General features: G+C 36.9%; 25 protein-coding genes and 1 other annotated feature. Of the genes, 16 read left to right on the forward strand and 9 right to left on the reverse strand.

The window, feature by feature from the left end; all coding sequences use genetic code 11:
• Positions 1-89 precede the first annotated feature (89 nt).
• Complete coding sequence (locus D1B32_RS04475) at positions 90-410, forward strand: hypothetical protein (RefSeq protein WP_095309547.1); 321 nt, start codon at positions 90-92, stop codon at positions 408-410.
• Between the two features lie 49 nt (positions 411-459).
• Here D1B32_RS04475 and D1B32_RS04480 read toward each other — a convergent pair whose 3' ends face one another.
• A complete protein-coding gene (locus tag D1B32_RS04480; protein ID WP_095309545.1) occupies positions 460-636 on the reverse strand; it encodes a DUF2929 family protein in 177 nt (58 codons plus the stop codon).
• Between the two features lie 372 nt (positions 637-1,008).
• Between D1B32_RS04480 and D1B32_RS04485 the strand changes: the two genes are divergently transcribed.
• The 6 genes from D1B32_RS04485 to D1B32_RS04510 all read left to right on the forward strand — a co-directional run bounded on the left by D1B32_RS04485 (position 1,009) and on the right by D1B32_RS04510 (position 6,371).
• Positions 1,009-1,626, forward strand: coding sequence for a hypothetical protein (locus tag D1B32_RS04485; RefSeq protein ID WP_118888743.1), 618 nt, complete (start codon positions 1,009-1,011; stop codon positions 1,624-1,626).
• A gap of 93 nt (positions 1,627-1,719) precedes the next feature.
• Positions 1,720-2,676: a BMP family ABC transporter substrate-binding protein gene (locus D1B32_RS04490; protein WP_240033728.1), complete on the forward strand. Its 957-nt coding sequence runs from the start codon at positions 1,720-1,722 to the stop codon at positions 2,674-2,676.
• Positions 2,677-2,802: 126 nt separating this feature from the next.
• The gene (locus D1B32_RS04495; RefSeq protein WP_095309541.1) at positions 2,803-3,741 is read left to right on the forward strand and encodes a beta-ketoacyl-ACP synthase III; all 939 of its coding nucleotides are present in this window, start codon (positions 2,803-2,805) and stop codon (positions 3,739-3,741) included.
• A gap of 31 nt (positions 3,742-3,772) precedes the next feature.
• Positions 3,773-5,011 carry a beta-ketoacyl-ACP synthase II gene (gene fabF / locus D1B32_RS04500; protein ID WP_118888744.1) on the forward strand — a complete coding sequence of 413 codons (1,239 nt, stop codon included), beginning with the start codon at positions 3,773-3,775 and terminating at the stop codon, positions 5,009-5,011.
• 314 nt (positions 5,012-5,325) lie between these two features.
• On the forward strand, positions 5,326-5,526 hold the full coding sequence (locus D1B32_RS04505; protein WP_095309537.1) for a YuzI family membrane protein: 201 nt from the start codon (positions 5,326-5,328) through the stop codon (positions 5,524-5,526).
• 83 nt (positions 5,527-5,609) lie between these two features.
• Positions 5,610-6,371, forward strand: a complete 762-nt coding sequence (locus tag D1B32_RS04510; RefSeq protein ID WP_095309534.1) for a YjbA family protein — start codon at positions 5,610-5,612, stop codon at positions 6,369-6,371.
• A 75-nt stretch (positions 6,372-6,446) separates the two neighbouring features.
• Here D1B32_RS04510 and trpS read toward each other — a convergent pair whose 3' ends face one another.
• Positions 6,447-7,436, reverse strand: a complete 990-nt coding sequence (gene trpS / locus D1B32_RS04515; protein WP_095309531.1) for a tryptophan--tRNA ligase — start codon at positions 7,434-7,436, stop codon at positions 6,447-6,449.
• 68 nt (positions 7,437-7,504) lie between these two features.
• Positions 7,505-7,679 (reverse strand) — a binding site (T-box leader).
• A 730-nt stretch (positions 7,680-8,409) separates the two neighbouring features.
• Positions 8,410-9,315 (reverse strand): nuclease-related domain-containing protein, encoded by a 906-nt coding sequence (locus tag D1B32_RS04520; RefSeq protein ID WP_095309506.1) that lies wholly within the window; start codon positions 9,313-9,315, stop codon positions 8,410-8,412.
• Between the two features lie 267 nt (positions 9,316-9,582).
• Here D1B32_RS04520 and D1B32_RS04525 point away from each other — a divergent pair, with 267 nt between their 5' ends.
• Both D1B32_RS04525 and D1B32_RS04530 read left to right on the forward strand, forming a co-directional pair.
• Positions 9,583-10,794 (forward strand): putative glycoside hydrolase, encoded by a 1,212-nt coding sequence (locus D1B32_RS04525; RefSeq protein ID WP_118888745.1) that lies wholly within the window; start codon positions 9,583-9,585, stop codon positions 10,792-10,794.
• A 110-nt stretch (positions 10,795-10,904) separates the two neighbouring features.
• Positions 10,905-11,498, forward strand: coding sequence for a GNAT family N-acetyltransferase (locus D1B32_RS04530; RefSeq protein WP_095309502.1), 594 nt, complete (start codon positions 10,905-10,907; stop codon positions 11,496-11,498).
• 108 nt (positions 11,499-11,606) lie between these two features.
• On the opposite strand, the gene D1B32_RS04535 is transcribed toward D1B32_RS04530, so the two are convergent.
• Together D1B32_RS04535 and D1B32_RS04540 are read right to left on the reverse strand one after the other, a co-directional pair.
• Positions 11,607-12,983: an ammonium transporter gene (locus D1B32_RS04535; RefSeq protein ID WP_118888746.1), complete on the reverse strand. Its 1,377-nt coding sequence runs from the start codon at positions 12,981-12,983 to the stop codon at positions 11,607-11,609.
• Positions 12,984-13,313: 330 nt separating this feature from the next.
• Positions 13,314-13,655, reverse strand: coding sequence for a P-II family nitrogen regulator (locus D1B32_RS04540; protein WP_095309498.1), 342 nt, complete (start codon positions 13,653-13,655; stop codon positions 13,314-13,316).
• 379 nt (positions 13,656-14,034) lie between these two features.
• Between D1B32_RS04540 and spxA the strand changes: the two genes are divergently transcribed.
• The 6 genes from spxA (at position 14,035) to pepF (ending at position 21,043) form a co-directional block, all read left to right on the forward strand.
• The gene (spxA, locus tag D1B32_RS04545) at positions 14,035-14,430 is read left to right on the forward strand and encodes a transcriptional regulator SpxA (protein ID WP_095309496.1); all 396 of its coding nucleotides are present in this window, start codon (positions 14,035-14,037) and stop codon (positions 14,428-14,430) included.
• A gap of 347 nt (positions 14,431-14,777) precedes the next feature.
• Positions 14,778-15,179, forward strand: a complete 402-nt coding sequence (locus D1B32_RS04550) for a thiol-disulfide oxidoreductase DCC family protein (RefSeq protein WP_095309494.1) — start codon at positions 14,778-14,780, stop codon at positions 15,177-15,179.
• Between the two features lie 457 nt (positions 15,180-15,636).
• Entirely contained in the window at positions 15,637-16,329 is a 693-nt protein-coding gene (gene mecA / locus D1B32_RS04555) for an adaptor protein MecA (protein WP_095309492.1), read from the forward strand.
• A gap of 146 nt (positions 16,330-16,475) precedes the next feature.
• Entirely contained in the window at positions 16,476-17,768 is a 1,293-nt protein-coding gene (locus tag D1B32_RS04560; RefSeq protein ID WP_240033729.1) for a DUF5068 domain-containing protein, read from the forward strand.
• Between the two features lie 175 nt (positions 17,769-17,943).
• A complete protein-coding gene (locus tag D1B32_RS04565; protein ID WP_095309490.1) occupies positions 17,944-19,137 on the forward strand; it encodes a competence protein CoiA in 1,194 nt (397 codons plus the stop codon).
• A gap of 94 nt (positions 19,138-19,231) precedes the next feature.
• Positions 19,232-21,043, forward strand: a complete 1,812-nt coding sequence (pepF, locus tag D1B32_RS04570) for an oligoendopeptidase F (RefSeq protein ID WP_095309488.1) — start codon at positions 19,232-19,234, stop codon at positions 21,041-21,043.
• A 47-nt stretch (positions 21,044-21,090) separates the two neighbouring features.
• Here pepF and D1B32_RS24125 read toward each other — a convergent pair whose 3' ends face one another.
• The 4 genes from D1B32_RS24125 to D1B32_RS04590 all read right to left on the reverse strand — a co-directional run bounded on the left by D1B32_RS24125 (position 21,091) and on the right by D1B32_RS04590 (position 23,619).
• Positions 21,091-21,276 (reverse strand): hypothetical protein, encoded by a 186-nt coding sequence (locus D1B32_RS24125; RefSeq protein WP_095309486.1) that lies wholly within the window; start codon positions 21,274-21,276, stop codon positions 21,091-21,093.
• 387 nt (positions 21,277-21,663) lie between these two features.
• Positions 21,664-22,557, reverse strand: a complete 894-nt coding sequence (locus tag D1B32_RS04580) for a ClpXP adapter SpxH family protein (RefSeq protein ID WP_095309484.1) — start codon at positions 22,555-22,557, stop codon at positions 21,664-21,666.
• A gap of 18 nt (positions 22,558-22,575) precedes the next feature.
• Positions 22,576-22,962: a globin domain-containing protein gene (locus D1B32_RS04585; RefSeq protein WP_095309482.1), complete on the reverse strand. Its 387-nt coding sequence runs from the start codon at positions 22,960-22,962 to the stop codon at positions 22,576-22,578.
• Between the two features lie 84 nt (positions 22,963-23,046).
• A complete protein-coding gene (locus tag D1B32_RS04590; protein WP_118888747.1) occupies positions 23,047-23,619 on the reverse strand; it encodes a CYTH domain-containing protein in 573 nt (190 codons plus the stop codon).
• Between the two features lie 227 nt (positions 23,620-23,846).
• Between D1B32_RS04590 and yjbM the strand changes: the two genes are divergently transcribed.
• Complete coding sequence (gene yjbM, locus D1B32_RS04595) at positions 23,847-24,455, forward strand: GTP diphosphokinase (RefSeq protein ID WP_118888748.1); 609 nt, start codon at positions 23,847-23,849, stop codon at positions 24,453-24,455.
• Positions 24,456-24,552 lie beyond the last annotated feature (97 nt).

Raw genomic sequence — 24,552 nt, forward strand, 5'->3', positions numbered from 1 at the left:
CCTTATTATAGCCATTCATTTTCACCTGCAAACAAGTCACCAGATACTGCGCCTATGAATAGGCTGATGGTGAGAAGGAGGTTACGAAAATGAAAAGTGATACTAAACATATGTATGATTTATGTAAAAGCCATATGCATTCGTATGTGCTTGCACAAACAACGGATGGCTCAAGTTTTGATGCAATTATAACTGGTTTGGATGATGAATACGTATATTTTGCTATGCCAGTAGACCCAAATCAACAAGGCTACCAAGAACATGAAGATAGTAGAGGATTTGGCTTTGGTTTTCCTGGATACGGGTATCCAGGGTTTGGTTATGGATTTGGGCGACCACCGCGTAGATTTCAACGGTTAATTTTGCCACTGGCAGCACTCGCAGCCATAAGTATCCTACCTTGGTATTAAAAATGAAAACCCTTGCCGTCATTGCTAAAGGCAAGGGTTATTTCTGCATTTAATTACTTTTCTCTTTTAGTACGCCATCACCTAAAATGAAAGCAGCTACTACAAAAACAGCTGAAAGAATTAATGCTTCTGATAGGACGAAAGGTTCTCCACCCATACTAGTTAACACATAGGATACAGCAGCACTGATCAAAACAGCCCAAACAATCGTCATTATGTAACGCATAACTCCCACCCCACTTCTTATTCTATAAAAGGTTATAACAAAAAGAAGCACTTGAAACAACCTATTGTAAAAAAGTTTAGATCAATTTATTATTCGAACGATATTCATCTTTATATCCTCATATAGTTTATCAAATACAAACAAAAATGAAAAGGCTTGTCATGAAAATAAAATATTTAAAGTGCCTCTTCAAATAGGAGGATGAAAGCAAGCCAACGAGCTACCACAGGATGTGGTGACTTTGACGTTCGACATAGGACGTGTCGGTTTTTAGTCGAAGGTCTTTGTTCTCGATGTGTCATTTTCACCGGACTTTTTGAACATCCTCTTAAATGTAACGCAAAATATCCTTGATAAGGGAAGTGTTTACGAATGTCTATCTTGGTAATGGATTGCAATGATTGGAGAACCTATCATATTGTTGAAATGCTCTTAGAAAATGATTACAAAGTGGATGCTTTTTTAACTACAAATACCGAAGAAGATTTAAGTATGTTTTTTGTACGAAATAGTTCGTTTTCTATCGTTACAGAAGACGTTCAAAAAAAGTATGCTGTTGGCATCTTTTTAGGAGATATAGAAAGTGATATGCGTCATGAATTCGATCAATTAATTGTAATTAATCCAGCTAAGAACTCATTTCAATCCGACACACATACAAAATGTACTGTCATTCACACTCCGATTCTTTTTGGAGAGTGGATGCCAATGAAGGAAGAAGGGATATATAATGAAGACACATTCATACCTTTTGAATCCGAAACATTTGAGAAAAGTGCACTTTATATAGGCGATTTTACCAAGGCGCTCCTTCAGTGGCTACAAGTTTCCGATTTACCACCGATCCTATATGTGAATAATAAAAATGATGGAAAAAAGGGAGACTCGAAACTTGAAAAAAACGTCTTCATCCGTGACAATATACCTAAGCGAGAGAAGGTGAAATCTGTAATCGAGCATTATCGTTCCAAAAGGAATTTCAAGATTTGATATCAAAATGTAACATTGGATTCATTTACCGAAAAAAATGTAGCAGGTACAATGGAAGAAGCTTTGAAAATGTGGCAGAATGGAGGCCGGACCTTGAGGAATATCAAAATCATTCTATTATTCGTAGCAAGTGCATCAATTCTTTCAGGCTGCTCATACTTTAATACAGGTCAAATTCAAAATGTTGGTTTGCTGGTTGATACTGCCATCGATGAGAATGCATGGAGTGAGAAGGGCTATAAAGGACTTTCGCTAATCGAAGAGCGCTTCGATGTCCAAGTGTATTATAAAGAAAATATAACGACCGAAGAGGAAATTAACGAAGCCATTGATGAATTTGTACAAGATGGAGTGAACCTGATTTTTGGTCACAGTAACATGTATGGTGACTATTTTATAGATATCGCAGAGCTATATCCGGATGTCCATTTTGTATACGTTAACGGTGGTGAGAGCAGTGAAAATGTTACGAGCTTAAATTTTAATTCACATGCGATGGGTTTTTTTGCTGGAATGGTAGCAGGTGAGATGACGACTACAAATGAAATAGGTGTCATTGCTGCTTTTTCTTGGCAACCAGAAGCGGAGGGGTTCTATGAGGGGGTAAAATACCAAAATCCAAATGCTCATATCCGCGTAAATTATACAAACAGCTGGACGAATACCGATATAGCTACAGGCATTTATAAGACAATGCAGCAAAATGGTGTGGATATTGTGTATCCGATTGGAGATTCTTATAGTGAAGAGGTTATCCGAAAAGCCGCTGAAGATCAAAACTATGCGATTGGTTATATTACAGACCAGCTTTCCATAGCTCCTAACACAGTTCTAACAAGTACAATCCAACATGTTGACGAGCTCTATGAAAAAACAGCCGAGCAATTTAATGAAGGTAAGCTTGCAGGAGAGTTGATTACATTAGATTTTAACGACGAGTTTATTACTTTAGGTGAATTCAATGAAGCAATTCCAGAAGCTTTTCAAGAAGAATTACATGACCTCATTAAAGAATATAAAGAGACAGGACTACTTCCGAATGAACACTAATTAAACGGCGAAATATCCATTTTTTCTTGCTAAATAGTGTATTTTACATTAAAATTAGTACCAAGTCATAATAATTGATATTAAAGTACAACCAATTAAACATGAATATATAAGGGAGCTGTCAATATGAACGTAGGTATATTGGGCACAGGTCATTATCTTCCAACTAGAGTAGTTACAAATAAAGATTTGGAAAAAATAGTTGATACAAATGATGAATGGATCCGAACACGAACTGGGATTGAGGAAAGAAGGTTAGCCGAGGACGATATCGATACATCGGATATGGCATACCATGCAGCACTTGGTGCACTTGAAGAAGCTGCAATCGATGCAGCTGATATTGACTTAATTTTAGTTGCAACTGTAACTGCAGATACGCCATTTCCATCTGTGGCATGTATGGTGCAGGAACGTCTAGGTGCGATGAATGCAGCTGCGATGGATATTGGTGCTGCATGTGCTGGTTTTATGTATGGATTAATTACAGCTAAACAATTTATCGAAACAAAAGCTTATAAAAATGTACTTGTCATTGGTGCGGATAAGCTATCTAAAATCATTAATTGGGAAGACCGCTCTACCTGTGTATTGCTTGGAGATGGAGCTGGGGCAGCGGTTGTTGGTGAAGTAACAGAAGGAAAAGGGATCCTATCTTTTGAATTAGGAGCTAATGGATCTGGTGGTAAAGATTTATATCAGAACGAAAATGATCAACTCGTTATGAACGGTCGTGAAGTATTTAAATTTGCAGTAAGACAAATGCCAGAGTCTACAGTTAACGTAATTAAACAATTGGGTTATAGTAAAGAGGATGTTGATTATTTGGTGCCGCATCAGGCGAATATTCGAATTATGGATGCTGCTCGTGAGCGTTTAGGAATTTCATCTGATAAAATGGCAGCGACAATTAGAAAGTACGGAAATAATTCCGCAGCATCGATACCTATGGCTTTATCGGAATCAGTAAAAGAAGGTAAAATAAAAGATAATGATTTAATTGTATTAGTTGGCTTTGGTGGCGGGCTAACTTGGGGCGCGGTTGCAATGCGTTGGGGCAAATAAGCCGTTAATTTAGTGAAAGGTGGAAAAGATAATGAAAGAAAACAGAGTAGTAGTTACTGGATTAGGGGCAGTAACACCTCTAGGTAATAATGTGGAAACGATGTGGGAAAACATCTTAGCGGGTAAATCAGGGGTTGATTTTGTAACGAAGGTTAATAAAGACCATTATCCTGCTAAGGTAGCCGCAGAAGTAAAGGACTTTGAGCCTACGGAATATATGGATAAAAAAGATGTACGTAAAATGGATCCATTCACACAGTATGCAGTTGCTGCAGCGAAAATGGCTGTTGAAGATGCAAAGCTTACGATAGATGATAGCAATGCACATCGAGTAGGCGTATGGATTGGCTCAGGAATCGGTGGTATGAAAACCTGGGAGGATCAGCATACAAAACTATTAGAAAAAGGTCCGAAAAGGGTTAGTCCATTTTTTGTCCCAATGATGATTCCGGATATGGCTGCTGGTCAAGTATCCATTCAATTAGGTGCAAAAGGTATCAACTCTTGTTCTGTTACAGCTTGTGCGTCAGGTGCCAATTCAATTGGTGATGCATTCAAAGCGGTTCAGCGTGGAGATGTTGACTATATTATTGCCGGCGGTACAGAGGCGCCCATCTCTGATATGGCCTTTGCTGGTTTCTCTTCAGCGAAAGCTTTATCTACAAATGAAGATCCAAGTACAGCTAGCCGCCCATTTGATAAAAACCGAGATGGTTTTGTTATGGGTGAAGGTGCCGGGATTTTAATTTTAGAATCATTGGCTTCGGCAATTGAGCGTGGTGCAAAAATCTATGGAGAAATCGTAGGATATGGTGCAACAGGTGATGCTTACCATATTACAGCTCCAGCAGAAAATGGTGAAGGTGCAGCTCGTGCGATGCAGCTTGCGCTTAAGGATGCTGGCATTGCTCCGGAAGAAGTAGATTACATTAATGCCCACGGGACAAGCACGAATTTAAATGATAAATACGAAACAGCTGCAATTAAGTCCGTTTTTGGTGATTATGCAAATAAGCTTGCTATTTCCTCGACGAAATCTATGACAGGACATTTACTTGGTGCAGCAGGTGGGGTAGAGGCTGTTATTTCGATTAAATCAATTCAAGATAGTATCGTCCCTGCGACAATTAATTATGAAACTCCAGACCCAGATTGTGATTTGGATTATGTCCCGAATGAAGCGAGACAACAGAATGTAGATGTTGTTGTAAGTAATTCACTTGGATTTGGTGGACATAATGTTGCGCTTGTATTTAAAAAGTATAAATAATTAACTATGAAAAGCTAAGAAGCTGGTAGCATGGAACATTGCTAACCGGCTTTTTTGATGTTTTAAAAAGTTCATCTAACTGAGTGCAGATTTAAGGGGGGATCCTGATGTTCAAAAGAATTGGCTGTGATTCAAGAATAAATGCTGATGTTCACAAATGCTGCGCCAGTAAGTAAATTCTGGGTTCAAATAGATACCTAACTTGGCAGGAGTTAAATTTTTTTGCTCGTTAATAACGTTAGATGAAATGACATGTTTTGAGTTAGCTAGCATAAAATGTACTAATAAAAACGGACAAGCTTAGGTGGGATATCATGGGATATATTTTTATCTTTCTCATTGGATTTGGACTAGCTGTTACTGGTGGCGTTACCATTATTGCATATATGAATTTTCTTCCAGCTGGTTTATCATGGTCGGATTACTTTATTTTTATTAGTAGCAGGATTGAATGCTATTTTCTATTAATTGGACTTGCTATCATGGCATTTGTGCTTTATCGTTATCCAAATTAATTTTAATGGAACTTCTCGAATATTTTTCACCGTGATGGTCATAATGTATTCTAAATCGGAATATGAAAAGTGAGGGTTGTTCTATGTTATATTTGCACGATGTATGGGTGAATTGGTTTGAAGGAGAAGAGAATGGCTACAGTGTCTGCCATTTCCATGAGTGGCGTAAGGAGGACGCAATTGAGCTGTTGGACCAAGTGCCGTTGTTATACATAACAGAAACACTATATAACTACATTGAAAATGATATGCATGATCTACCGAAAGCTTTGCTTGATTCGATCTACAAAAGAGCATATACACGCAAGGGACAAAAAAGATCGGTTGTGGAGTATGCATGTATCGTTACAGACGGTAATGATATACTTGCTTTTGATACGATTGGCTATTCGATACCTATTCGTAAAAGTAGATTAATACCGCGACAAGAACAGCTAGTATTTGATATGATTGCCAATACGAAAGCACAATCTTTTAAATTCGTTGAAAGTGATTACCAAAAAGAATACCATATGCTTTCCATGTCGCCTGAGCTGATCTTTGGACTGACAAGAAAAGAAAGACAACTCAAACAATTGCTCATGATTGGCTTGGATCAGTTGAAGACAACAAATAACCGCGAAGAATTGCGGTACTGGCTAACTGAATGGGATCCCAAGCAATATCCTGCGATTCGCTATATGGATGAGGATACGGTTTGGGAAACGTTGTATAATGGTGTGAAAGAGGGCTGGAGCCCAACCCATGAAGAACTTTGCATGAAATTGATTCGCGGACAGCCTTTTTTAGAGAAAATGTGGGAAGCTGAGATTGGGCCAGAACATGATACATCCAATCAAAAATAGATTTCAGTATATGCCATCGAACGAGCTAAAAGCAATGCGCTAAGCAGAAAAATCTGCCTAGCGCATTTTAAATGATTATTTTTTAACTCTTCCAAGTCCCATAGCTTTCTTTGCTTTGGCAACCGTTTTATTTGCTGTAAATGATGCCTTCTCTGCACCTTGATCTAAAATCTCATCAAGCTTTTTGGAATCAATTAATGCTGCATATCGATCCTGAATTGGTTTCAAAACACTAATTACGGCATCTGCAACGCCTTGTTTGAAATCCCCATAGCCTTTGCCTTCATATTTTGCTTCAAGTGCTTCAATGGACTCACCTGTGCAACTTGAATAGATCGTAAGTAAGTTAGAAACGCCAGGCTTGTTTTCTTTATCGAATTTCACAATACCTTCCGAATCCGTTACAGCGCTCTTAATCTTCTTCTCGATTTTCTTTGGTTCGTCAAGCATGGAAATGTAGCCTTTTTCATTTGTATCGGATTTACTCATTTTCTTCGTAGGATCCTGTAAGGACATAATCCGCGCTCCGACCTTCGGAATACGAATTTCTGGAATTGTAAAAATCTCATTAAAGCGATTATTGAAACGTTGTGCTAAATTTCGTGTTAATTCTAGATGCTGCTTTTGATCATCTCCAACAGGTACAACGTTCGTATTATAAAGGAGAATATCTGCTGCCATTAGTGACGGATACGTTAGTAGTGCAGAAGAAACTGCATCTTTCCCTTCTGATTTATCTTTATACTGAGTCATACGCTCTAGTTCACCAACATAGCTGATAGACTGCAACATCCATCCTAGCTGTGTATGGGCAGGAACCTCGGATTGAATGAACAAGGTTGCTTTTTCAGGATCAATACCTGATGCAAGATATAAAGCTGCAAGCGAACGAATATTTTGTCTTAATTTTAATCGCTCCTGAGGTACGGTAATTGCGTGTTCGTCTACAATGCAGAAGAAACACTCGTAATCATTTTGTAATTCAACAAACTGCTGGATTGCTCCAAGATAATTTCCAAGAGTTAATGTACCACTTGGCTGAATTCCAGAAAAAATTTTTTCCATGTCTTATCACTCCATCTTATCATTTTAAAGCATTAAAAAAGCATTAAAAAAGCCCATTCTCCCTATAGAAAAGGGACGAATGAACCGCGGTGCCACCCTAATTATCTTAACTTTGTAAGATCACTTTAATTGTTATCAGCTCTAAAGTCCAATTCCAATTTACCTTGATGCTTGTTTCCACCAACCACAAGCTCTCTCAAATTCAGAGGATAAATTGTACTATATCTTTATCAACGCTAAATATATTAATTTTTAACTATTATATATATCCTTTTATTGAAATGCAAGGGGAAAGTTTATTAGGCGGGCTTTTAGTTCTTGATGAGTAACCGAACGTTACAAAAAGCCAATTGTTCGGTCACTCATAGAGCGGATGAAAGCCCGAACGCCGCAAAAACTTAATGTATCGGTCACTCATAGAGCGGATGAAAGCCCGAACGCCGCAAAAAGCCAAAGTTTCGGTCACTCATAGAGCGGGTGAAAGCCCGAACGCCGCAAAAAGCCAAAGTTTCGGTCACTCATAGAGCGGATGAAAGCCCGAACGCCGCAAAAAGCCAAAGTTTCGGTCACTCATAGAGCGGATGAAAGCCCGAACGCCGCAAAAAGCCAATGCTTCGGTCACTCATAGAGCGGATGAAAGCCCGAACGTCGCAAAAACTTAATGTTTCGGTCACTCATAGAGCGGATGAAAGCCCGAACGCCACAAAAACTTAATGTTTCGGTCACTCATGGAATGCATGAAAGCCCGAACGCCGCAAAAAGCCAAAGTTTCGGTCACTCATAGAGCGGATGAAAGCCCGAACTTCGCAAAAAGCCAATTGTTCGGTCACTCATAGAGCGGATGAAAGCCCCGAATGCCACAAAAACCATTCTTTGGTAACTTATCAATAAAATAAAAAAGTTATAGGCAAGAATTAAAAAACCCCTCACCAAGACAGATGAAAGGCTGGATTTATGCTCCTAACGATTTATTTTATTTGTAGTATGTCCATTGATGTGACCCTACAGCAGTTAAGTTGCTTGATAGAATTCTTCTTATTGATTTTTTTGAATTCACTACTTGGCACCAATCGTGAATATTATTGGTAGTAATCTTTTCATTTGGGAATAGAATCTCAAATTCTTTAACGATTCTTAATACCGAACTGGTTAGAGATTCCTTATATCCGCATTCTTGGCAAACGCATTCTCTTTGTTTGACTGAAACAGAAAACGAATGGCATTTAAAACAAATAATTCCTTTTCGCAATTGACCATATTCATAAGATGGCAACTGGTTATAAGGAGACTCAGATAGATGTAATGATAGTAATCGATCTGCAAGTTTTCGATGTTTCTCCATTAATTTAGAGGGCATTTCATTTATACTTCTCATGTGTTGTTTTATTTGGGTTGGGAAAATAAAGGGTTTATCTAGAGGTGCTTGGTACAAGGTGAAGCTGGGGTTTATAAAGACTACTGAGGCATCGATTTGCGGGTTAAACCCAGTAGGAAGAAGTAACTGTCGTAGTAAGGGTTCACTTCTGCTCAGTTGGTGTAGGGGATTAATAACTTCTAATCTGGGTTTTTTGAATAACTTGTCAGTTTGGTAGTAATAATCGCCTGCATAGTTTTTCACTTCATAAAGGTAGGTTTTATCTCCTGTAATAATTAGGCAATCAATTTGGAACGAGGTATTATTTACTTCTAGTAACAAATCGTTTAAGATTAAGCATTCACACTGTAGTTTTTCTGTGAAATTGTCGAATAGAATTTCTCCTTCATAACCCCTGTGTAAATTTAAATAGTGTTGTTTTTCCTTGTTTGTTAATTTCTTTCGTTTGTTTAAAAACTCGAGAATTCGTAATGCAGTCGGCTTCGAACGCAATTTGTAGGGCATTGTAACATCCTTTCTATTATAAATATTATACTAAGTCAATTATACTGTAATATTTGATTTTGAAATAGAGAACTGAACGACTTTTTATCGCAAACCTTCGAAAAAAATATTCAAACAAAAAACGGTTTTATTTTTGTACTGGCGGGTAATTATACTTTAAGTTAATTGAGGTGAAAAGTATTTAAAACAAATAAGGAATATCCATTTAAATGAACGAACTTTTCATTTATACTTAACTTATTAACTTTAATAGGAGATTGATTCAACATGAGGAAAAGAAGGCGTAGTAAGATTATGGCATTCATTGGAATTCTTTTACTTAGTATTTCAATTCCAACGTTCGTAGCAGGTGAGGAAGCGGTGCAGGCGTCCTTGCATCAAGAGAGGCAGACAAACATAGAATTAATGGACATATTACAAAATGTGAAGCGTTTTACATATGACTCAGGGTTTCACTTTGAATATCCTGATGCTGTCAGAGGAATCTATGTAACTGGAAATTCCGTCGGGTCTAGCAATTTTGAAAACCTTGTAGAGCTGGTAGACACAACTGATCTGAATGCAATGGTTATCGACATTAAAGAAGATCATGGGCATTTAACGTTTAAGCCGGAAGAAGGATCTCCATATGAAGACATTGCAACCAATTATATTTCAGATCCTGAAGGGTTAATGGAACTTTTAGAGGAAAAGCAAATTTATCCGATTGCTAGGGTAGTTGTATTTAAGGATTCACTGCTTGCTAAGAAGCGTCCTGACTTATCATTTACACAAAACGGAGAAGTATGGGTAAACAATAAAGGGGAAGCTTTTGTCAGCCCTTTTGAAAAAGAGGTATGGGAATATAATGTCGAAATCGCCAAAATGGCAGCGGAAATGGGATTCCAGGAAATTCAATTTGATTATGTCCGCTTCCCGGAAGGTTTTGAAACGAAGGATGAAGAATTAGAATATACGCTCGGTGACTATAAGGATATGGACTTAAACAATATTAAAAAACGAGTTGAGGCAGTATCGGATTTTGTTGCATATGCAAGAGAAGAGTTATCGAATTATGATGTAGATGTGTCTGTTGATATTTTTGGTTATGCAGCAACGATTGAAGAAACACCTGGTATTGGTCAAAACTTCTCGAAAATTTCGGAGAACGTTGATGTCATTTCTTCCATGATTTATCCAAGTCATTGGACATCGTATTTTGGGATTGAAAATCCTGATGAAGAGCCATATAAACTTGTTTCAGAATATGCGAAGGTTGAAAATGCGGTATTAGGTGAGCTTGAGACACCGCCAGTATCCAGACCTTGGCTTCAAGATTTTGAAGCTCCGTGGCTTTACAGCGGACCTACGAAGCAGTATGGTAAAGCAGAAATAGAAGCGCAAATTAAGGCGCTGTATGAAAACGGGATTGATGAGTTCCTGCTATGGAATTCAGGTAATGTATATACAGAAAATGTTGATTATATGATTGGGAAATAATAACAGGAGGCTGTCTGTAAGGCAGTCTCTTGTTTTCTTTTCAGACCTTATTTAACAAATGCAACGTTTTTCGTTATACTAAGTGGGACTACGAAAAAAGGAGTAGATCCATGAATTGGTATGAAAAGCTTAATGAGTATTTTCCGATCGAAGAAATGAAATCAAAAAAGCATATGGAAATCCTGTTAGATGAAAAAGGGGATGTATACTATAAGGATGAAAGTCCGAAGCATGTACTGATGTATGCTGAATTTGAGACATTCCTTTTTATTGATTACCTATGGGTTTCGACACAGACGAGAGGACAAGGAATTGGTCACCAATTAATCGAGAATTTAAAGGCAAAGAACAAACCAATTATATTAGAAGTTGAGCCGATTGATTATGATGATTCGGATTCCGAAAAAAGGTTGCGTTTTTATAACAGGGAAGGATTTACCCATGCGCAATCAATCGGATATAATCGTAGGTCATTAGCTACAAATGAAGAAACACAGCTGGAAATATTATATTGGTCGCCAGATGACGATGCCGAAGCGATCATCTTTGAACAAATGAAAAAAATGTATAATGACATCCATACGTATAAGGATAAAGAAATATATGGAAAAGCATATCAACCTGTTGATGAGGTATTGAGTTATAATGAGAAGCGCGATTCAGAGGATATTTTAGAAGGAATAAAAAAGCCCGAAAAAGCATAATTGTTAGGTTTATTTCATTGAGTGGGGAAAGTGTTGACTGCAATTACGATAAGTAAAGAATGCGATGAAAGCTATGTTAGGCTTTCGTCGCATTCTTTTTTCTATAGGTCACGAACTTTGCTTAGATGCTGTTTCAAAAGGTATGTTTTGATTCAATCGATCGGCTAAGCCGAAGCTTCTTGTTGGAATTTCTGTGTTTTCATCTAATAGGTTATCTTTAAAATGATAAGCATTTGAACCATGTTCTGTAAAGTCGAGGCCAGCAATTTCCTCATCTCTTGAAACGCGAATCGGAGAAAATTTATTTAGCATATAGGTAAAACCACCAACTGATAAAGCAACCCAGCTAATTACGGCAACAACTCCTATAGCTTGAATACCGAGCTGTGAAAATCCATTCCCGTAGAATAAACCGGTTGAGGTGGAAAACAGCCCGATTGCCAAAGTTCCCCAAATACCGCAGATTCCATGTACTGCAATCGCACCAACTGGATCATCTACCCTAAGTTTGGTATCCAAGAAACGGATACCTTCCACTAGCAAGATTCCTGAAATGAATCCAACAATAAGAGCCCCACCAAGTGTGATTTCTGCAGCGCCTGCTGTAATTCCGACGAGCCCACCTAAAACACCATTCATAGAAAGCGAAGCATCTACTTTTTTGAACCGAAGCTTTGTATAAAGAGCCGAAGCGCATAAAGAGGCAGAAGTAGACAATAAGGTTGTGCCGATAACCATTGGGACTAATGCTGGGTCAGCTGCTAATGTACTGCCGCCATTGAAGCCGAACCAGCCCAGCCAAAGTATAAATACACCAAGTGCGCCTAATGGTATACTATGACCCTGAATGACGTTTACTTTATTTCCTTTATATTTTCCGATACGTGGTCCCAGGATAAGCACAACCATAAATGCAGCAACTGCACCAGTTAAGTGAACGACCGTTGATCCCGCAAAATCACTAAAACCTAAGGTGGACATCCACCCATCTCCTTGCCAAATCCAGTGACCAACCACTGGGTAAATAAATGCGGTTATAGCTACAACAATAAATACATAGCTGCCAAGTTTGATTCGTTCAGCAACTGCCCCTGACATAATTGTTGCGCACGTTGCCACAAACATTGCTTGGAAAACAAAAAATCCAATGTCTTCCACACCACTGAGCATAAAGCCGTCGATTCCGATGAATGAACCACCAGAAGTGCCAAACATAATTCCGTATCCGACAATGAAGAATAATATTGCAGCAATGCTGATTGTCAGAAAATTTTTCATTAAGATGTTCAACGTATTTTTAGAGCGTGTAAAACCAGATTCAACCATTGCAAAACCGGCATGCATAAAAAATACTAGAACGGCTCCAAACATAAGCCACACCAGATTAACGGATAATTCTAGTGATTCAACTGTAGGGGATGCGGCATAAACTGGTGATGCAGTAAAAGATATCAATAAAAATAAAAGTAAACTTTTCTTAAACATATCATTTCCTCCCAGAATTTTAATGAATATACAAAGAAAGATTTATCTCTAAAATTTAAAGCAGCTAAAAGGATATGAAGAAGAGTAGATGCTGTCACATCCTTTTTAAAGAATGAATGTTGTTATCATGGTGTGAAGTTATTTTTGTGATCTAAAGATTACATGGAGAAGGTTACAAGATCATAACCTTATTTAAAAAATGAGAAAATACGAATCTTTAACTGTTAGGACAGATGCATTCCGAAATAAAACTAATATAGATAATTGGTATATCCAGTTTTACGGAACAGCGGTGAAAGAAATGTATCAGTGTATTCGAGTTAGTTATTGTCACATAACTGCTTCTACACCTCGTTCGCCTGTGCGAATTCGAATTGTTTCCTCGATTGAAGAAACGAATATCTTACCATCTCCGATATTCCCTGTGTTGCAGCTTTCAAGAATAATATCAATGATTTGTTCTAATTGATTTTCTTCCACGACCATTTCAACTTTGAGTTTCGATAATAATTGTATTTGGAATTCTGTTGATCTGTAGACACCAGTTTGCCCTCGTTGCTTGCCAGTTCCAGCAACTTCAGTCACTGTAAGACCATTGATTCCGATTTGTGAAAGGTTATATCGAAGGGTTTGAAATGTTTCTGGTCTAATAATGGACTCAATCTTTTTCATTGTTCCTCTTCCTTTCATTATATGTTAGGTTTCCTAACATTATTAGTTATGTTAATTATCATAATTGTAAATTTTAATCATTGCAAGTGTTTTTTATATATTTTTAGAAAATTTCGAAGTAAACGTTTGCAATTTGAAGGGAAATCTTTTTACTTAATAGGTTTAATTGAAATTGAGAATGGGTACATTACATAATGAGTTAAGATATTATCTAAAAATATTGTAAAACTTCCTGTTAATTCTAGAATATCCCCTACCTTTTGGTTGACAAATGTAGTATACTTATACATATGGGTAGTTTAAACTTATTTTAATTTAATAAGTTTACCAATGTTTATGATAATGATCTAACATACTTAAAAATGAGGAGTGAAGTTTCATGGTAACACTTTATACCTCGCCAAGTTGTACTTCTTGCAGAAAGGCAAAAGCATGGCTAGAAGAACACAACATACCGTTTACAGAACGTAATATTTTCTCTGAGCCGTTAACACTTGATGAGATTAAAGAAATATTACGTATGACTGAAGATGGAACGGATGAGATAATTTCGACGCGTTCGAAGGTTTTTCAAAAGTTGGATGTAAATATCGAACAACTTCCAATGAAGGATCTATTTAGTCTAATTCAAAAAAATCCTGGATTATTGAGAAGACCAATTATTCTGGACGAAAAGCGCCTGCAAGTAGGTTATAACGAAGATGAGATTCGCAGATTCTTACCGAGAACTGTACGTACGTTTCAATTGCGCGAAGCTCAGAGGATGGTTAACTAACTGTTTTTTCATAAATAAAATAAAAAACGCAGACTCCGTTATGGAGCTGCGTTTTTCTACTTATAAGTATGTATTCAAAAAGGGGATGAATAGGACTGAAGTCGGCTGAATTCGCAACGTCCTGTGCAGGCGCGGACACCAGCACGCTCCTGTGCGTCGAAGTTCGAGGCGAAGTAGCTCCCCCGTACCGGGCTTACGCAGAATGTGCTGACTTCTGCTTTCGACATAGGACGTGTCAGTTTTTAGTCGAAGGTCCTCTTTTCTCGATGTGTATTTTCACAGGAATTTTTGAACAACCTCTATAAGAATATCTTGTTGAGGTAGCATCAACATAAGGAGTGAGTGCCGTGGAAAGATTAATATTATTTGATGGTGAATGCAATTTTTGTGACCGAGGTGTACAATTTATCATCACTAGGGATCCTAAAGGTCGTTTTAAATTTGCTTCGTTACAAAGTGATATTAGCAAAAATATCTTGAGAAGCCTTGATACTCCTAAAGATTTAGATAGTATGGTGCTTATTGAGGATAACAAGTATTACATTAAGTCTGCGGCAGCTCTTCGAATATGTAAGCAATTAAAGGGACCATGGAAAATAGTCTATGGTTTTGTAATTATCCCAAGACCAATACGTGATTTTTTTTATGGAATTATTGCACGAAATCGTTATAAATGGTTCGGTAAAAAGAGGAGTTGTGAATTGCCTAGTCCAGAAGTTAGGAAGCGATTTTTGACAGACGGAAATTAAAAAAATGAAACTTTCCGTGACGTAAGGCTTAACAGATACCAATTTTTTCTAATAATCTTGTTGTAATATTAGACCAAGATGCATCATGTATTTGTGCTGAAAAATGTGATTATCTCATAGCGCGAAACGGGTGACAAAATAGGGGGAATGCTGTAAAATAGCATACTAACTATCCATTTCAATTTGGATGGAATGAAGAAATTCGTATGATAAATAGGCATATTAATTTCCAAGATGTCGTACACTATCATACAATAGAAGTAAACAGAGAATAACGATGGTTAGAGTCACCTTGAAAAGGGTACTACAAACTATAGAGTAGCATAATAGTTGAAATAAATAATTGGTGAAGATGTCTCTTCCACCTAACTGTTCTCCTTAATATGAAATGACTAGGCGATACTCCTGCAAGGATGAAACAGCAATTAATTTTTCAATTTGAAGGGAGAGAATTAAATTGGAAATAGAGAGAATAAATGAGAATACCATTAAGTTTTATATCTCGTATATTGACATTGAAGACCTCGGTTTTGAACGTGAGGAAATTTGGTATAACCGTGAACGTAGTGAACAACTTTTTTGGCAAATGATGGATGAAGTTAATTACAAGGAAGACTTCAATCCCGATGGACCATTATGGATTCAGGTGCAAGCAATGGAAAAAGGGCTTGAAATAGTTGTTACTAAGGCAAAAGTATCTAAAAATGGGGAGCACCTTGAATTAGATACAGAGGATGCAGATGATTACGATGTACCAGTTGAGGAAAAAATCGAAAACCTGCTTGAAGATAAATTTGGTAAGAATGTTTCGTCTTCAGAAGGTGATGAAGAAGATATGATTGAGGATAATTTGTGGATTATTGTAGAATTTAATGAATTTGAAGATGTCATTCAGTTAAGTCATTATTTCAACAACCTATCTCAATTTGGGGAAGAGACACTATACCATTATCATGATAAATACTATTTATACATGGAATTTTCTCACGAAATACTTGATGATAACAATCAGGAGAATATAATCAGTCAAGTACTAGAGTTTGCAAATGATTCCGATTTATCCATTCATTTATTGGAAGAGTATGGGAAAATTATTTTTGAATCAGATACATTTTCACAAGTAAGATCATACTTTCCAGTTGAAGTATAGACATTCTGTAATAGGAATGTCTATTTTTTTATTTTCAAACGTTCTAATAACCTAGGAATAATGTATCATTTTTGCAATATTCATAGACTTTTCGATTTGGTATAGTAATATAATAGTTGTGTCTAGTAAAGAAGGAGGATAACCACGTGAATCGAAAAGGACTTATATTTTTAATTACATTACTTTTATCAGCAATGGTACTAACTGCATGTGGTAATGGAGATGAAGAAAATGAAGGATCAGAAGCTAGTGCAGAAGAACCAGAGGAAGAAGTGATGGGAGATGAGACAGAAGAAGAGCCAGATCAAGCAGAAGAGGAAAAAATAGAGGAAAACGAAGAAGAGCCTGCAGATACGAATAAGGAAGGCAGTTTCAGTGAATTGATTACATATATGGAAGAGGAAACACAGGGTATAGCAAACGTACTATATGAAAATAATAATTCACAATCGCATGATATGGAAGGGATATCATTAACATTAGATGCTTATACATTGGTTGAATTAACGGATTTTCATAGAGATTTCGCTATCCCATTTGATGACCAAAATAATGGAGCGGTCATTATCGCACAATACACAGTGAAAAATGATACAGATGAAAATGTACATTATATGCCAAGTCTTTATATGACCTATGTTGGTGCGGATAAGGATTTAAATAATCATCGATACCTTTTGCCTGAAGAAGAACAATTACCAACGCTGCTTTCACCTAACAATGAATACTTATTAGAAGCGGGGCAGGAACTTACAGGTTACTATGCATATCCTATTGGAGAAGATCGTCTGGTTGACGTATTAGAGGTTGGTGCGGTTGATGTTGGAGTTCCAAAACCTCAAACAGATAAAGATGATTTTTCTACTACTTTTGGTTCGGAAGGTAGATTCTCCTTCCCTCTTGATGCGGAAAATGCTGAAAAGGAAGAACAAACCGCAAGCCAGGGCTTCTACGAAGATAAAGCAACTGCTGATAATATGGGTGACAAAGAGATGTTAGAAAGTGAAGAAGGAATTGGAAAGAGTGAAGATGTAGACCAAGCAAGTGTGACATTAGAAGGCTATCAATTCACAAACTTTGTTCCAAATGCAGATGAAGCGCCGCGTTTTCAGTCTGATGAAGTAGTATTATTAACAGTTAGATTTACTATCGATAATGGATATGATGAAGATATTTCCAAAAGCTCTATATCTTCTAATTTATACTTAAACGATGGTAAACAGTGGACATTAAATGAAGGAATGTTATTGCCGTATGGATATGGTGATGTTATTCCTGCTAACGATAGCGATGAACTGCTACAAGTTTTTCTTCTAGATCAAGAACAGTATGAAAAAATTTGGAAAGATAAATCATTTGAAATGGAAATCGGACCGATGCGCAATATAGATGGTGAAGATATTTCCAAAGGTGCAGAAGCGAAGTTTAAATTGAAATAAATAATGAGCGTATGTAACGAATAGTAGCCAACCAAACTAATTGGATACTATTCGTTTTTTTAAAGTTGATTTAAAAAAAACGTAAATATAAATTGGAGAGACCTTTAATTATATCCCAATAGAAGCAGGATTTTGTCATTCACTGTCGAATATATAGTTCGATGGAGGTGATGTAATGCTGCAAGCTAAAACAGCCGATGGTAGATCCGTCACGCTTGCATCCATGAATCGAGAAAGCATACTGGCATTGAAAAACACTGGCATACTATTTTATTGTCCTGTTTGTGGTAAACAAGTAATTATGAAGGTTGGTGTTAAAATAATTGCTCATTTTGCTCATAAATCTACTGTAGATTGTCCGTCCTATGAAGGTGGAGAGGGGATGTATCATGAACAAGGAAAACTATTGCTATATCAATGGTTGAAACGCCACGATATGAAGGTGGAATTAGAAGTATATCTTCCTGAAATTCAACAACGTCCCGATATATTCATAACATGGAACAACAGACGAATTGCTATTGAGTATCAATGTGCTAGAATTTCAGGAGAAATAATAAGGAAACGTACTCATGGATATCGATCAAGTGGCATTATTCCAATATGGATTGCCGGAGCGACCCTGTTTACACGTTATCAAGCGAATAGCTTTCGAATTGATCAGTTTACGAAACAATTACTGCACCAATATAACCCACGATTGCCACCTGTCCTATACTACTTTTGCCCATACACCTCTCAACTTGCAATCTTACAAGATATTTTCATTACCAAAAGCACACAAGCCATTGGTAAAATCCGTATTTCACCACTAAATAAACATAAATTTTCAGACCTGTTTCAATTTGAATTTTTTACAAATGCAGAACTACAATATTTATGGCAGAAAGAAAAGTTTAAATTTCGTCAGACGCAAGGAATAAAACCTTATGGAAGTGAATTGAATTGGCGTAGATGGCTCTACTCCAAAGGACTGCATCTTGAAAACCTCCCATCAATTGTCCATCTCCCAATAACCTCGCAATATCGAATGAAAATCCCGCTATGGAATTGGCAGAGTAAAGTCTGCCTGGAGATTATTGATCCACTTCCCGTTGAAGGTGTTTTTTCTAATGCTGAATGTCAAGGTCTTTTCTTCCGGCAGCTATACAAATCAAAACAGTTTCCATTAATCCCTTCGCAAAGTAATCCAGTTCAAGAGTACCTTAGCTTGCTCGAGCAGCTTCAAGTGATTGAGAAAGTCTCTAGCGGTATGTATAAAAAACGCCAGCCAATTTCCTTTTATCATCATATTGAGCAAGCAGTACAAGGAGATGAGCAGCTTGTAAAGGAATTATTTAGGCAAAAATCAAACATAATACGAGCATGAATTGGGAATAGTTCGTTATACTAAAGTATAGATGGAAGGATTTTACCTAGGAAATCTAGAAATAGTAAAGAAAGAATAAGGGAGGAATTTATTCATGGCAAAAACCACAAAGGAATTACCAAAACGCAGTGACATACCAGTTGAATCTACATGGAGATTAGAGGATATCTTTGCCACTGATGAATTGTGGCAGGAAGAATTAAAAAAATTGCAAAATGATATTCCAAAAGCAGAAGCATATAAAGGGAAATTATCAGAGTCTCCAGATGCCTTATATGATTTGTTGAAACTACAGGATGAACTTTTTGAGCGCCTTGGAAAATTATATACATATTCGCATATGCGATATGATCAGGATACAACCAATTCCTTTTATCAAGGCTTAAATGCTCAAGCGGATATGGTGCTAACTCAAGCTTCAAGTGTAATGAGTTATATTGTTCCAGAAGTGCTTCAAATGGATGAGGCTAAAATTAAGCAATTTCTTGAAGAAAAAGAAGAACTAAATTTTTATAAAAAAGTATTGGATGAAATTAACCGCGGGCGTCCACACGCATTAAGCGAGAAAGAAGAGGCGTTGCTTGCCGAAGCATCCGAGCCTTTATCAAGCTCTTCGCAGACATTTGGTATGCTTAATAACGCTGATTTAACCTTTCCTTCAATTATCAACGAGAATGGGGAAGAGGTTGATCTTACACATGGAAGATACTCTACATTTTTAGAATCAAAGGATCGTCGTGTTCGAGAAGATGCGTTCACTAAGGTATATGACACGTATGGTAATTTTAAAAATACATTTGCTTCAACACTTAGTGGAGCAGTGAAAACCCATAATTTCTCTGCCAAAGTTCGAAATTATGAATCTGCAAGACAGGCTGCACTGGATAACAATAATATACCTGAACAAGTTTATGATAATTTAGTCGAGGCTGTTAATGAAAAGCTTCCATTATTGCACCGTTATACAGAGCTGCGTAAAAAAGTATTAAAGCTTGATGAATTGCATATGTACGATTTGTACACACCTTTGGTCAAAGAAGTTGAAATGAAGGTTTCCTATGAAGAGGCTAAAGATTTTATGTTTAAAGGGTTATCTCCACTCGGGAGTGAATATGGAGAAATTCTAAAAGAAGCTTTTGAAAATCGCTGGATCGATGTAGAAGAGAATAAAGGAAAACGAAGCGGAGCATATTCTTCTGGATCATATGCGACAAATCCATATATATTGATGAACTGGCAAGATGATGTGAACAATACGTTTACATTAGCACATGAGCTAGGTCATTCTGTTCATAGCTACTATACAAGAAAAACCCAGCCTTTCCGCTATGGAGATTACTCCATTTTTGTAGCTGAGGTTGCATCTACGACAAATGAAGCATTGTTAAATGATTATTTATTAAATAATTTAGAAGATGAAAAACAAAAGCTATATATTTTAAATCATTTCTTAGAAGGCTTCCGCGGAACGGTATTCCGTCAAACGATGTTCGCTGAATTCGAGCATGAGATCCATGTAAGAGCAAAAGACGGAGAAGCACTTACTGCGGATAAGCTAACCGAAATCTATTATGATCTAAACAAAAAATATTATGGAGAAGCAGTTGTTTCTGATGAAGCAATCGGACTGGAATGGGCAAGAATTCCACATTTCTATTACAACTATTATGTATACCAGTATGCAACAGGATATTCTGCTGCGACGGCACTTGCGAATAACATATTAGAAGGAAAAGAAGGTGCAGTTGATCGTTATCTTGATTTCCTGAAAGCTGGAAGTAGTGATTATCCAATCGAAGTGTTGAAAAAAGCTGGGGTTGATATGACTTCAAAACAACCGATTTTAGATGCACTTGATGTGTTTGAGGAAAAATTGAATGAAATGGAACGCATGTTATTAGGATAAGGCGTGCACAAATAAGAAAGGGGAATCAGCAAATCGCTGATTCCCCTTTACCTAAACCGCCGATATACATTTCGCTGGGTTAAGGAATGAAGCGTTACGTAGATGGATAAGAAAAATAATGGCAATGTGATAAAAAGTGGAATGAGCTTCATTAAGCCCAATAAATTTAAGAAAAAGGCAAAAACAGTTAAAGTGATAAATAAAATAGGATAAAACCGATAAATTCTTCGCATCTCAATCCCTCCAGTGACATCATCAATCGGCTCATTACACTATATGATTAGAAGTGCTCGTATAGAAGTGAACATTTTGTGAATATGTGCACATATAGGTTGAAAATCAAATTACTTCTTGTTATTATAAGATTGTAAGTTAAGTACAAACAAATACCCCTTTTGTTTGATCATGAAACTTTCTCCCATCCCCCTTTGTATAAATACAAAGTAGGAATAAGGATATACGCTGCCCCGTATATCCTTTATTTTTTTGTCTTTATTTAATTTTTCTAGTAAACGACCATAAATTTATTCTGAAACCTACTGCGAAATACGATAAATTGTAGTGCATTTATTCCTATAGTTTAATGGCAAAAAAAAAAGCCTCTGTGTAAGGCTGAAAAACTAAAAAATATATTTCCAAAAGGATCCATATTTTGCTGGGATTTTTTCGACAACTTGCTGAAATTGTAGTTTTTTCATTTCTTTTTCTGTTTTGGCAAGTGACCAATCGTAAACAACCGAAATTTCCTTCGTGCCTACAACCTCATAATATTCTAAGAAAGTTTCTAGAGGTGGCTTTACGGAAGGTATGGGTGTTCGTTGCAGCATTTCTTTTAATACAAGCTCATAAATTTCATATGGATAAAGACCGGAAATTTTAATACCTTCCTCTTCAACAACTTGATTAAAGAATACAATTGTTGGAATATAATCTACTTCCATTTCACGTGTTAACTTCAAATCACATTGGTATGCTTTTTTTGCGGAGCCAGAGAACAGATCTCTCTCAAATTCTTCAACGTCTAACTTAGCTTCTTTCGCACATTGAAGGAGTACGTCTCCATCTGATATGTTCTGCTTCTTTAAGAAAAGATTCTCTTGCAGTTTTCGCAGAAACACCATTCCTGCTTTTTTACCTTGAAGCTCTGCCGCTTTTATTGCAAGTGATGCAATCCAAGGATAAGAAACTGGGTTTTCAATCCATAAATCTCCATCACAGCTCATACCAGTACGTTTTGCTGTTCTTTCCCACATATCTTTTAACTTTCTTGGTTTATCAAATGAATCGGTATTCAGTGCTCTTAGTTGGCCACTTACAATTTGACGTATGGTGAAAAAACGTCCATATTCAACGGACAATTTTTTTAGATAAGGTTCTAGGGACCAGCATTCCGCACACAGCGGATCAATAAATACAAAAATTTCTATCGGTTTTTGTACAATATCAACATAGCTATAGTTGGCCGATGTGTTTGTGTGATTTGAGCTTGTAAGCTCAGTTTGGTTCCAACTCACATCGAATTCTCCTTTCTCTTATTCAGGCGTGTTCATCATGTGGTTTGCAGTCAGGGTCAATTTCTCAAATATAGCCGTGCGGTATGGTTCCTCGATTTCTATTTCATCTAACGCTTCTGCCATACAATCTAGCCAAGCATCTCGTCTGGAAGGAGTTATTTCAAATGGTAAGTGACGTCTTCGCATCATTGGATGGCCGCGTTCTGCTTCGTAATTCCTCGGACCTCCGAAAAATTGTGTTAAAAAAAGACTCTGCTTTCTTGCAGTTTCTGTTAGGTCTTCTGGAAAAATTGGTATAAGTTTTGGATGCTTTCCTACTCGCTTATAAAAGGCATTAACTAGTTTGTCTATTGTATCGAATCCGCCAATGGCCTCATAAATAGTACCATGTACAATCTGTTCCATAATTATCTCCTTGGATGTTTGTATATATTGTAGCAACGGATGCCGAAATGAGCAACAAATCTGATTTTGACTAGATTGTATTACCTATTTTTCCAACGAGTGGAAAAACCGTTCGATTTTATTTGGTGTTATGCGTTGCTCTATCTTATTTTCTTCGAGCAATTGATGAAATATACGTAATCCATCTGCCTTTGTAGGCGCCTCTAGCTCTAATTCATAATCTGTTTTATGGTTGTACGTGCTGTAATCAAGTACAAGCAATACATCTTGATATGGGACTTCTCGCCTCAATGTGGAAAGACTGCCATAATAGGTTAGCTTTTCAGGTTGTATGTTTTTCTTCAGTAGTTGTTTTGATGTATTGACTTTCGGGATAATTGTTCCATTCATCCAATTTAATGCTTCTTGTTCGGTGAGTAAGTCATGAGTCTCAAGTAAACCATCAGGGTGCGGTTCTTTTAGAGTTAATGTATATTTCCCATCTTTTTCCCTTATTCGTATAGCGCATCCTAATTCTTTAAGCGAGAATTCCTTTGTCTCAAAGTAATGGTTTATTTGCAGTTTTCCTTCTGATGGAAAAGGGATGCTATTTAGTAATTGATCATACTCCTCCTTTTCTAATAAGTTTTTAAATTCAATTTCTATTTCTTGTGTCATAATCTATGTCCCCCAACTTGAAAATAGGTTATTATTAATTATGGCGAAAGATGAGCATGTATGCAAAGATTAGCCATTTTCGTCTGATGTGTTAAAATAGGGTTGATTCATAATAGTTATTCAAACATTGACAAGGTAATACTTTATTGTCAAGCTGGCAATTCGAGATGCTTTTTTATATGTTGAAGGCTGTTATGAACCTGAGATGAACGGTAAGGGTGATAACAATGAAATGGGAAGTAATCCTTGCTCCATATAAGCAAATTGTTGAAGAGCTAAAAGTAAAATTAAGAGGAATGCGCGCACAATTTGAACTCGAATCAAGCCATTCTCCAATAGAATTTGTAACTGGTCGGGTAAAACCGGTACATAGTATTATGGAAAAAGCAGAAATACGCGGAGTTTCACTAGATGAAATTGATACCGAAATCCAAGATATTGCTGGTGTTCGTGTTGTTTGTCAATTTGTTGATGATATTTATACAATTGTAGATATGCTTCATACGAGGACTGATTTTACGATAGTTGAAGAGAAGGATTATATTGCGAATAAGAAAACAAGTGGCTACCGCTCGTATCATATGATTATTGAATATCCGGTTGAGACAATCCATGGCACGAAGCTGCACCTAGCAGAAATTCAAATTAGGACGCTCGCCATGAACTTTTGGGCAACAAATGAGCATTCCTTAAATTATAAATATGAAGGCAAATTACCAGAAGAGGTAGAGTCAAGGCTACAAAGAGCAGCAGAAGCAGCATTTAAATTAGATGAAGAAATGTCGAAAATAAAAAGCGAAATTCAGGAAGCGCAACGAATATTCCACCGTAAGTAAAGAGTAAAGACTCGGGGCGACCAGTTAGCAACGTGCAAACTACTGCGCCTCGAACGTTTATGAAAGGGACTGTAATATAAGTAATAAGGGGAGAGAG

Origin of the sequence: Oceanobacillus profundus (assembly GCF_003515705.1) — a bacterium.
Classification (GTDB): Bacteria; Bacillota; Bacilli; order Bacillales; family Amphibacillaceae; genus Oceanobacillus; species Oceanobacillus profundus.

Excerpts from the sequence above, each read along its gene's own strand:
- D1B32_RS04510 (WP_095309534.1), top strand. The coding sequence starts at position 5,610 with ATGTTATATTTGCACGATGTATGGGTGAATTGGTTTGAAGGAGAAGAG.
- yjbM (WP_118888748.1), top strand. The coding sequence starts at position 23,847 with ATGAAATGGGAAGTAATCCTTGCTCCATATAAGCAAATTGTTGAAGAG.
- D1B32_RS04530 (WP_095309502.1), top strand. The coding sequence starts at position 10,905 with ATGAATTGGTATGAAAAGCTTAATGAGTATTTTCCGATCGAAGAAATG.
- D1B32_RS04535 (WP_118888746.1), bottom strand. The coding sequence starts at position 12,983 with ATGTTTAAGAAAAGTTTACTTTTATTTTTATTGATATCTTTTACTGCA.
- fabF (WP_118888744.1), top strand. The coding sequence starts at position 3,773 with ATGAAAGAAAACAGAGTAGTAGTTACTGGATTAGGGGCAGTAACACCT.
- D1B32_RS04540 (WP_095309498.1), bottom strand. The coding sequence starts at position 13,655 with ATGAAAAAGATTGAGTCCATTATTAGACCAGAAACATTTCAAACCCTT.
- D1B32_RS04485 (WP_118888743.1), top strand. The coding sequence starts at position 1,009 with ATGTCTATCTTGGTAATGGATTGCAATGATTGGAGAACCTATCATATT.
- D1B32_RS04505 (WP_095309537.1), top strand. The coding sequence starts at position 5,326 with ATGGGATATATTTTTATCTTTCTCATTGGATTTGGACTAGCTGTTACT.
- D1B32_RS04590 (WP_118888747.1), bottom strand. The coding sequence starts at position 23,619 with ATGACACAAGAAATAGAAATTGAATTTAAAAACTTATTAGAAAAGGAG.
- spxA (WP_095309496.1), top strand. The coding sequence starts at position 14,035 with ATGGTAACACTTTATACCTCGCCAAGTTGTACTTCTTGCAGAAAGGCA.
- D1B32_RS04565 (WP_095309490.1), top strand. The coding sequence starts at position 17,944 with ATGCTGCAAGCTAAAACAGCCGATGGTAGATCCGTCACGCTTGCATCC.
- D1B32_RS24125 (WP_095309486.1), bottom strand. The coding sequence starts at position 21,276 with ATGCGAAGAATTTATCGGTTTTATCCTATTTTATTTATCACTTTAACT.
- pepF (WP_095309488.1), top strand. The coding sequence starts at position 19,232 with ATGGCAAAAACCACAAAGGAATTACCAAAACGCAGTGACATACCAGTT.
- D1B32_RS04525 (WP_118888745.1), top strand. The coding sequence starts at position 9,583 with ATGAGGAAAAGAAGGCGTAGTAAGATTATGGCATTCATTGGAATTCTT.
- D1B32_RS04475 (WP_095309547.1), top strand. The coding sequence starts at position 90 with ATGAAAAGTGATACTAAACATATGTATGATTTATGTAAAAGCCATATG.
- D1B32_RS04480 (WP_095309545.1), bottom strand. The coding sequence starts at position 636 with ATGCGTTACATAATGACGATTGTTTGGGCTGTTTTGATCAGTGCTGCT.
- D1B32_RS04520 (WP_095309506.1), bottom strand. The coding sequence starts at position 9,315 with ATGCCCTACAAATTGCGTTCGAAGCCGACTGCATTACGAATTCTCGAG.
- D1B32_RS04585 (WP_095309482.1), bottom strand. The coding sequence starts at position 22,962 with ATGGAACAGATTGTACATGGTACTATTTATGAGGCCATTGGCGGATTC.
- D1B32_RS04495 (WP_095309541.1), top strand. The coding sequence starts at position 2,803 with ATGAACGTAGGTATATTGGGCACAGGTCATTATCTTCCAACTAGAGTA.
- trpS (WP_095309531.1), bottom strand. The coding sequence starts at position 7,436 with ATGGAAAAAATTTTTTCTGGAATTCAGCCAAGTGGTACATTAACTCTT.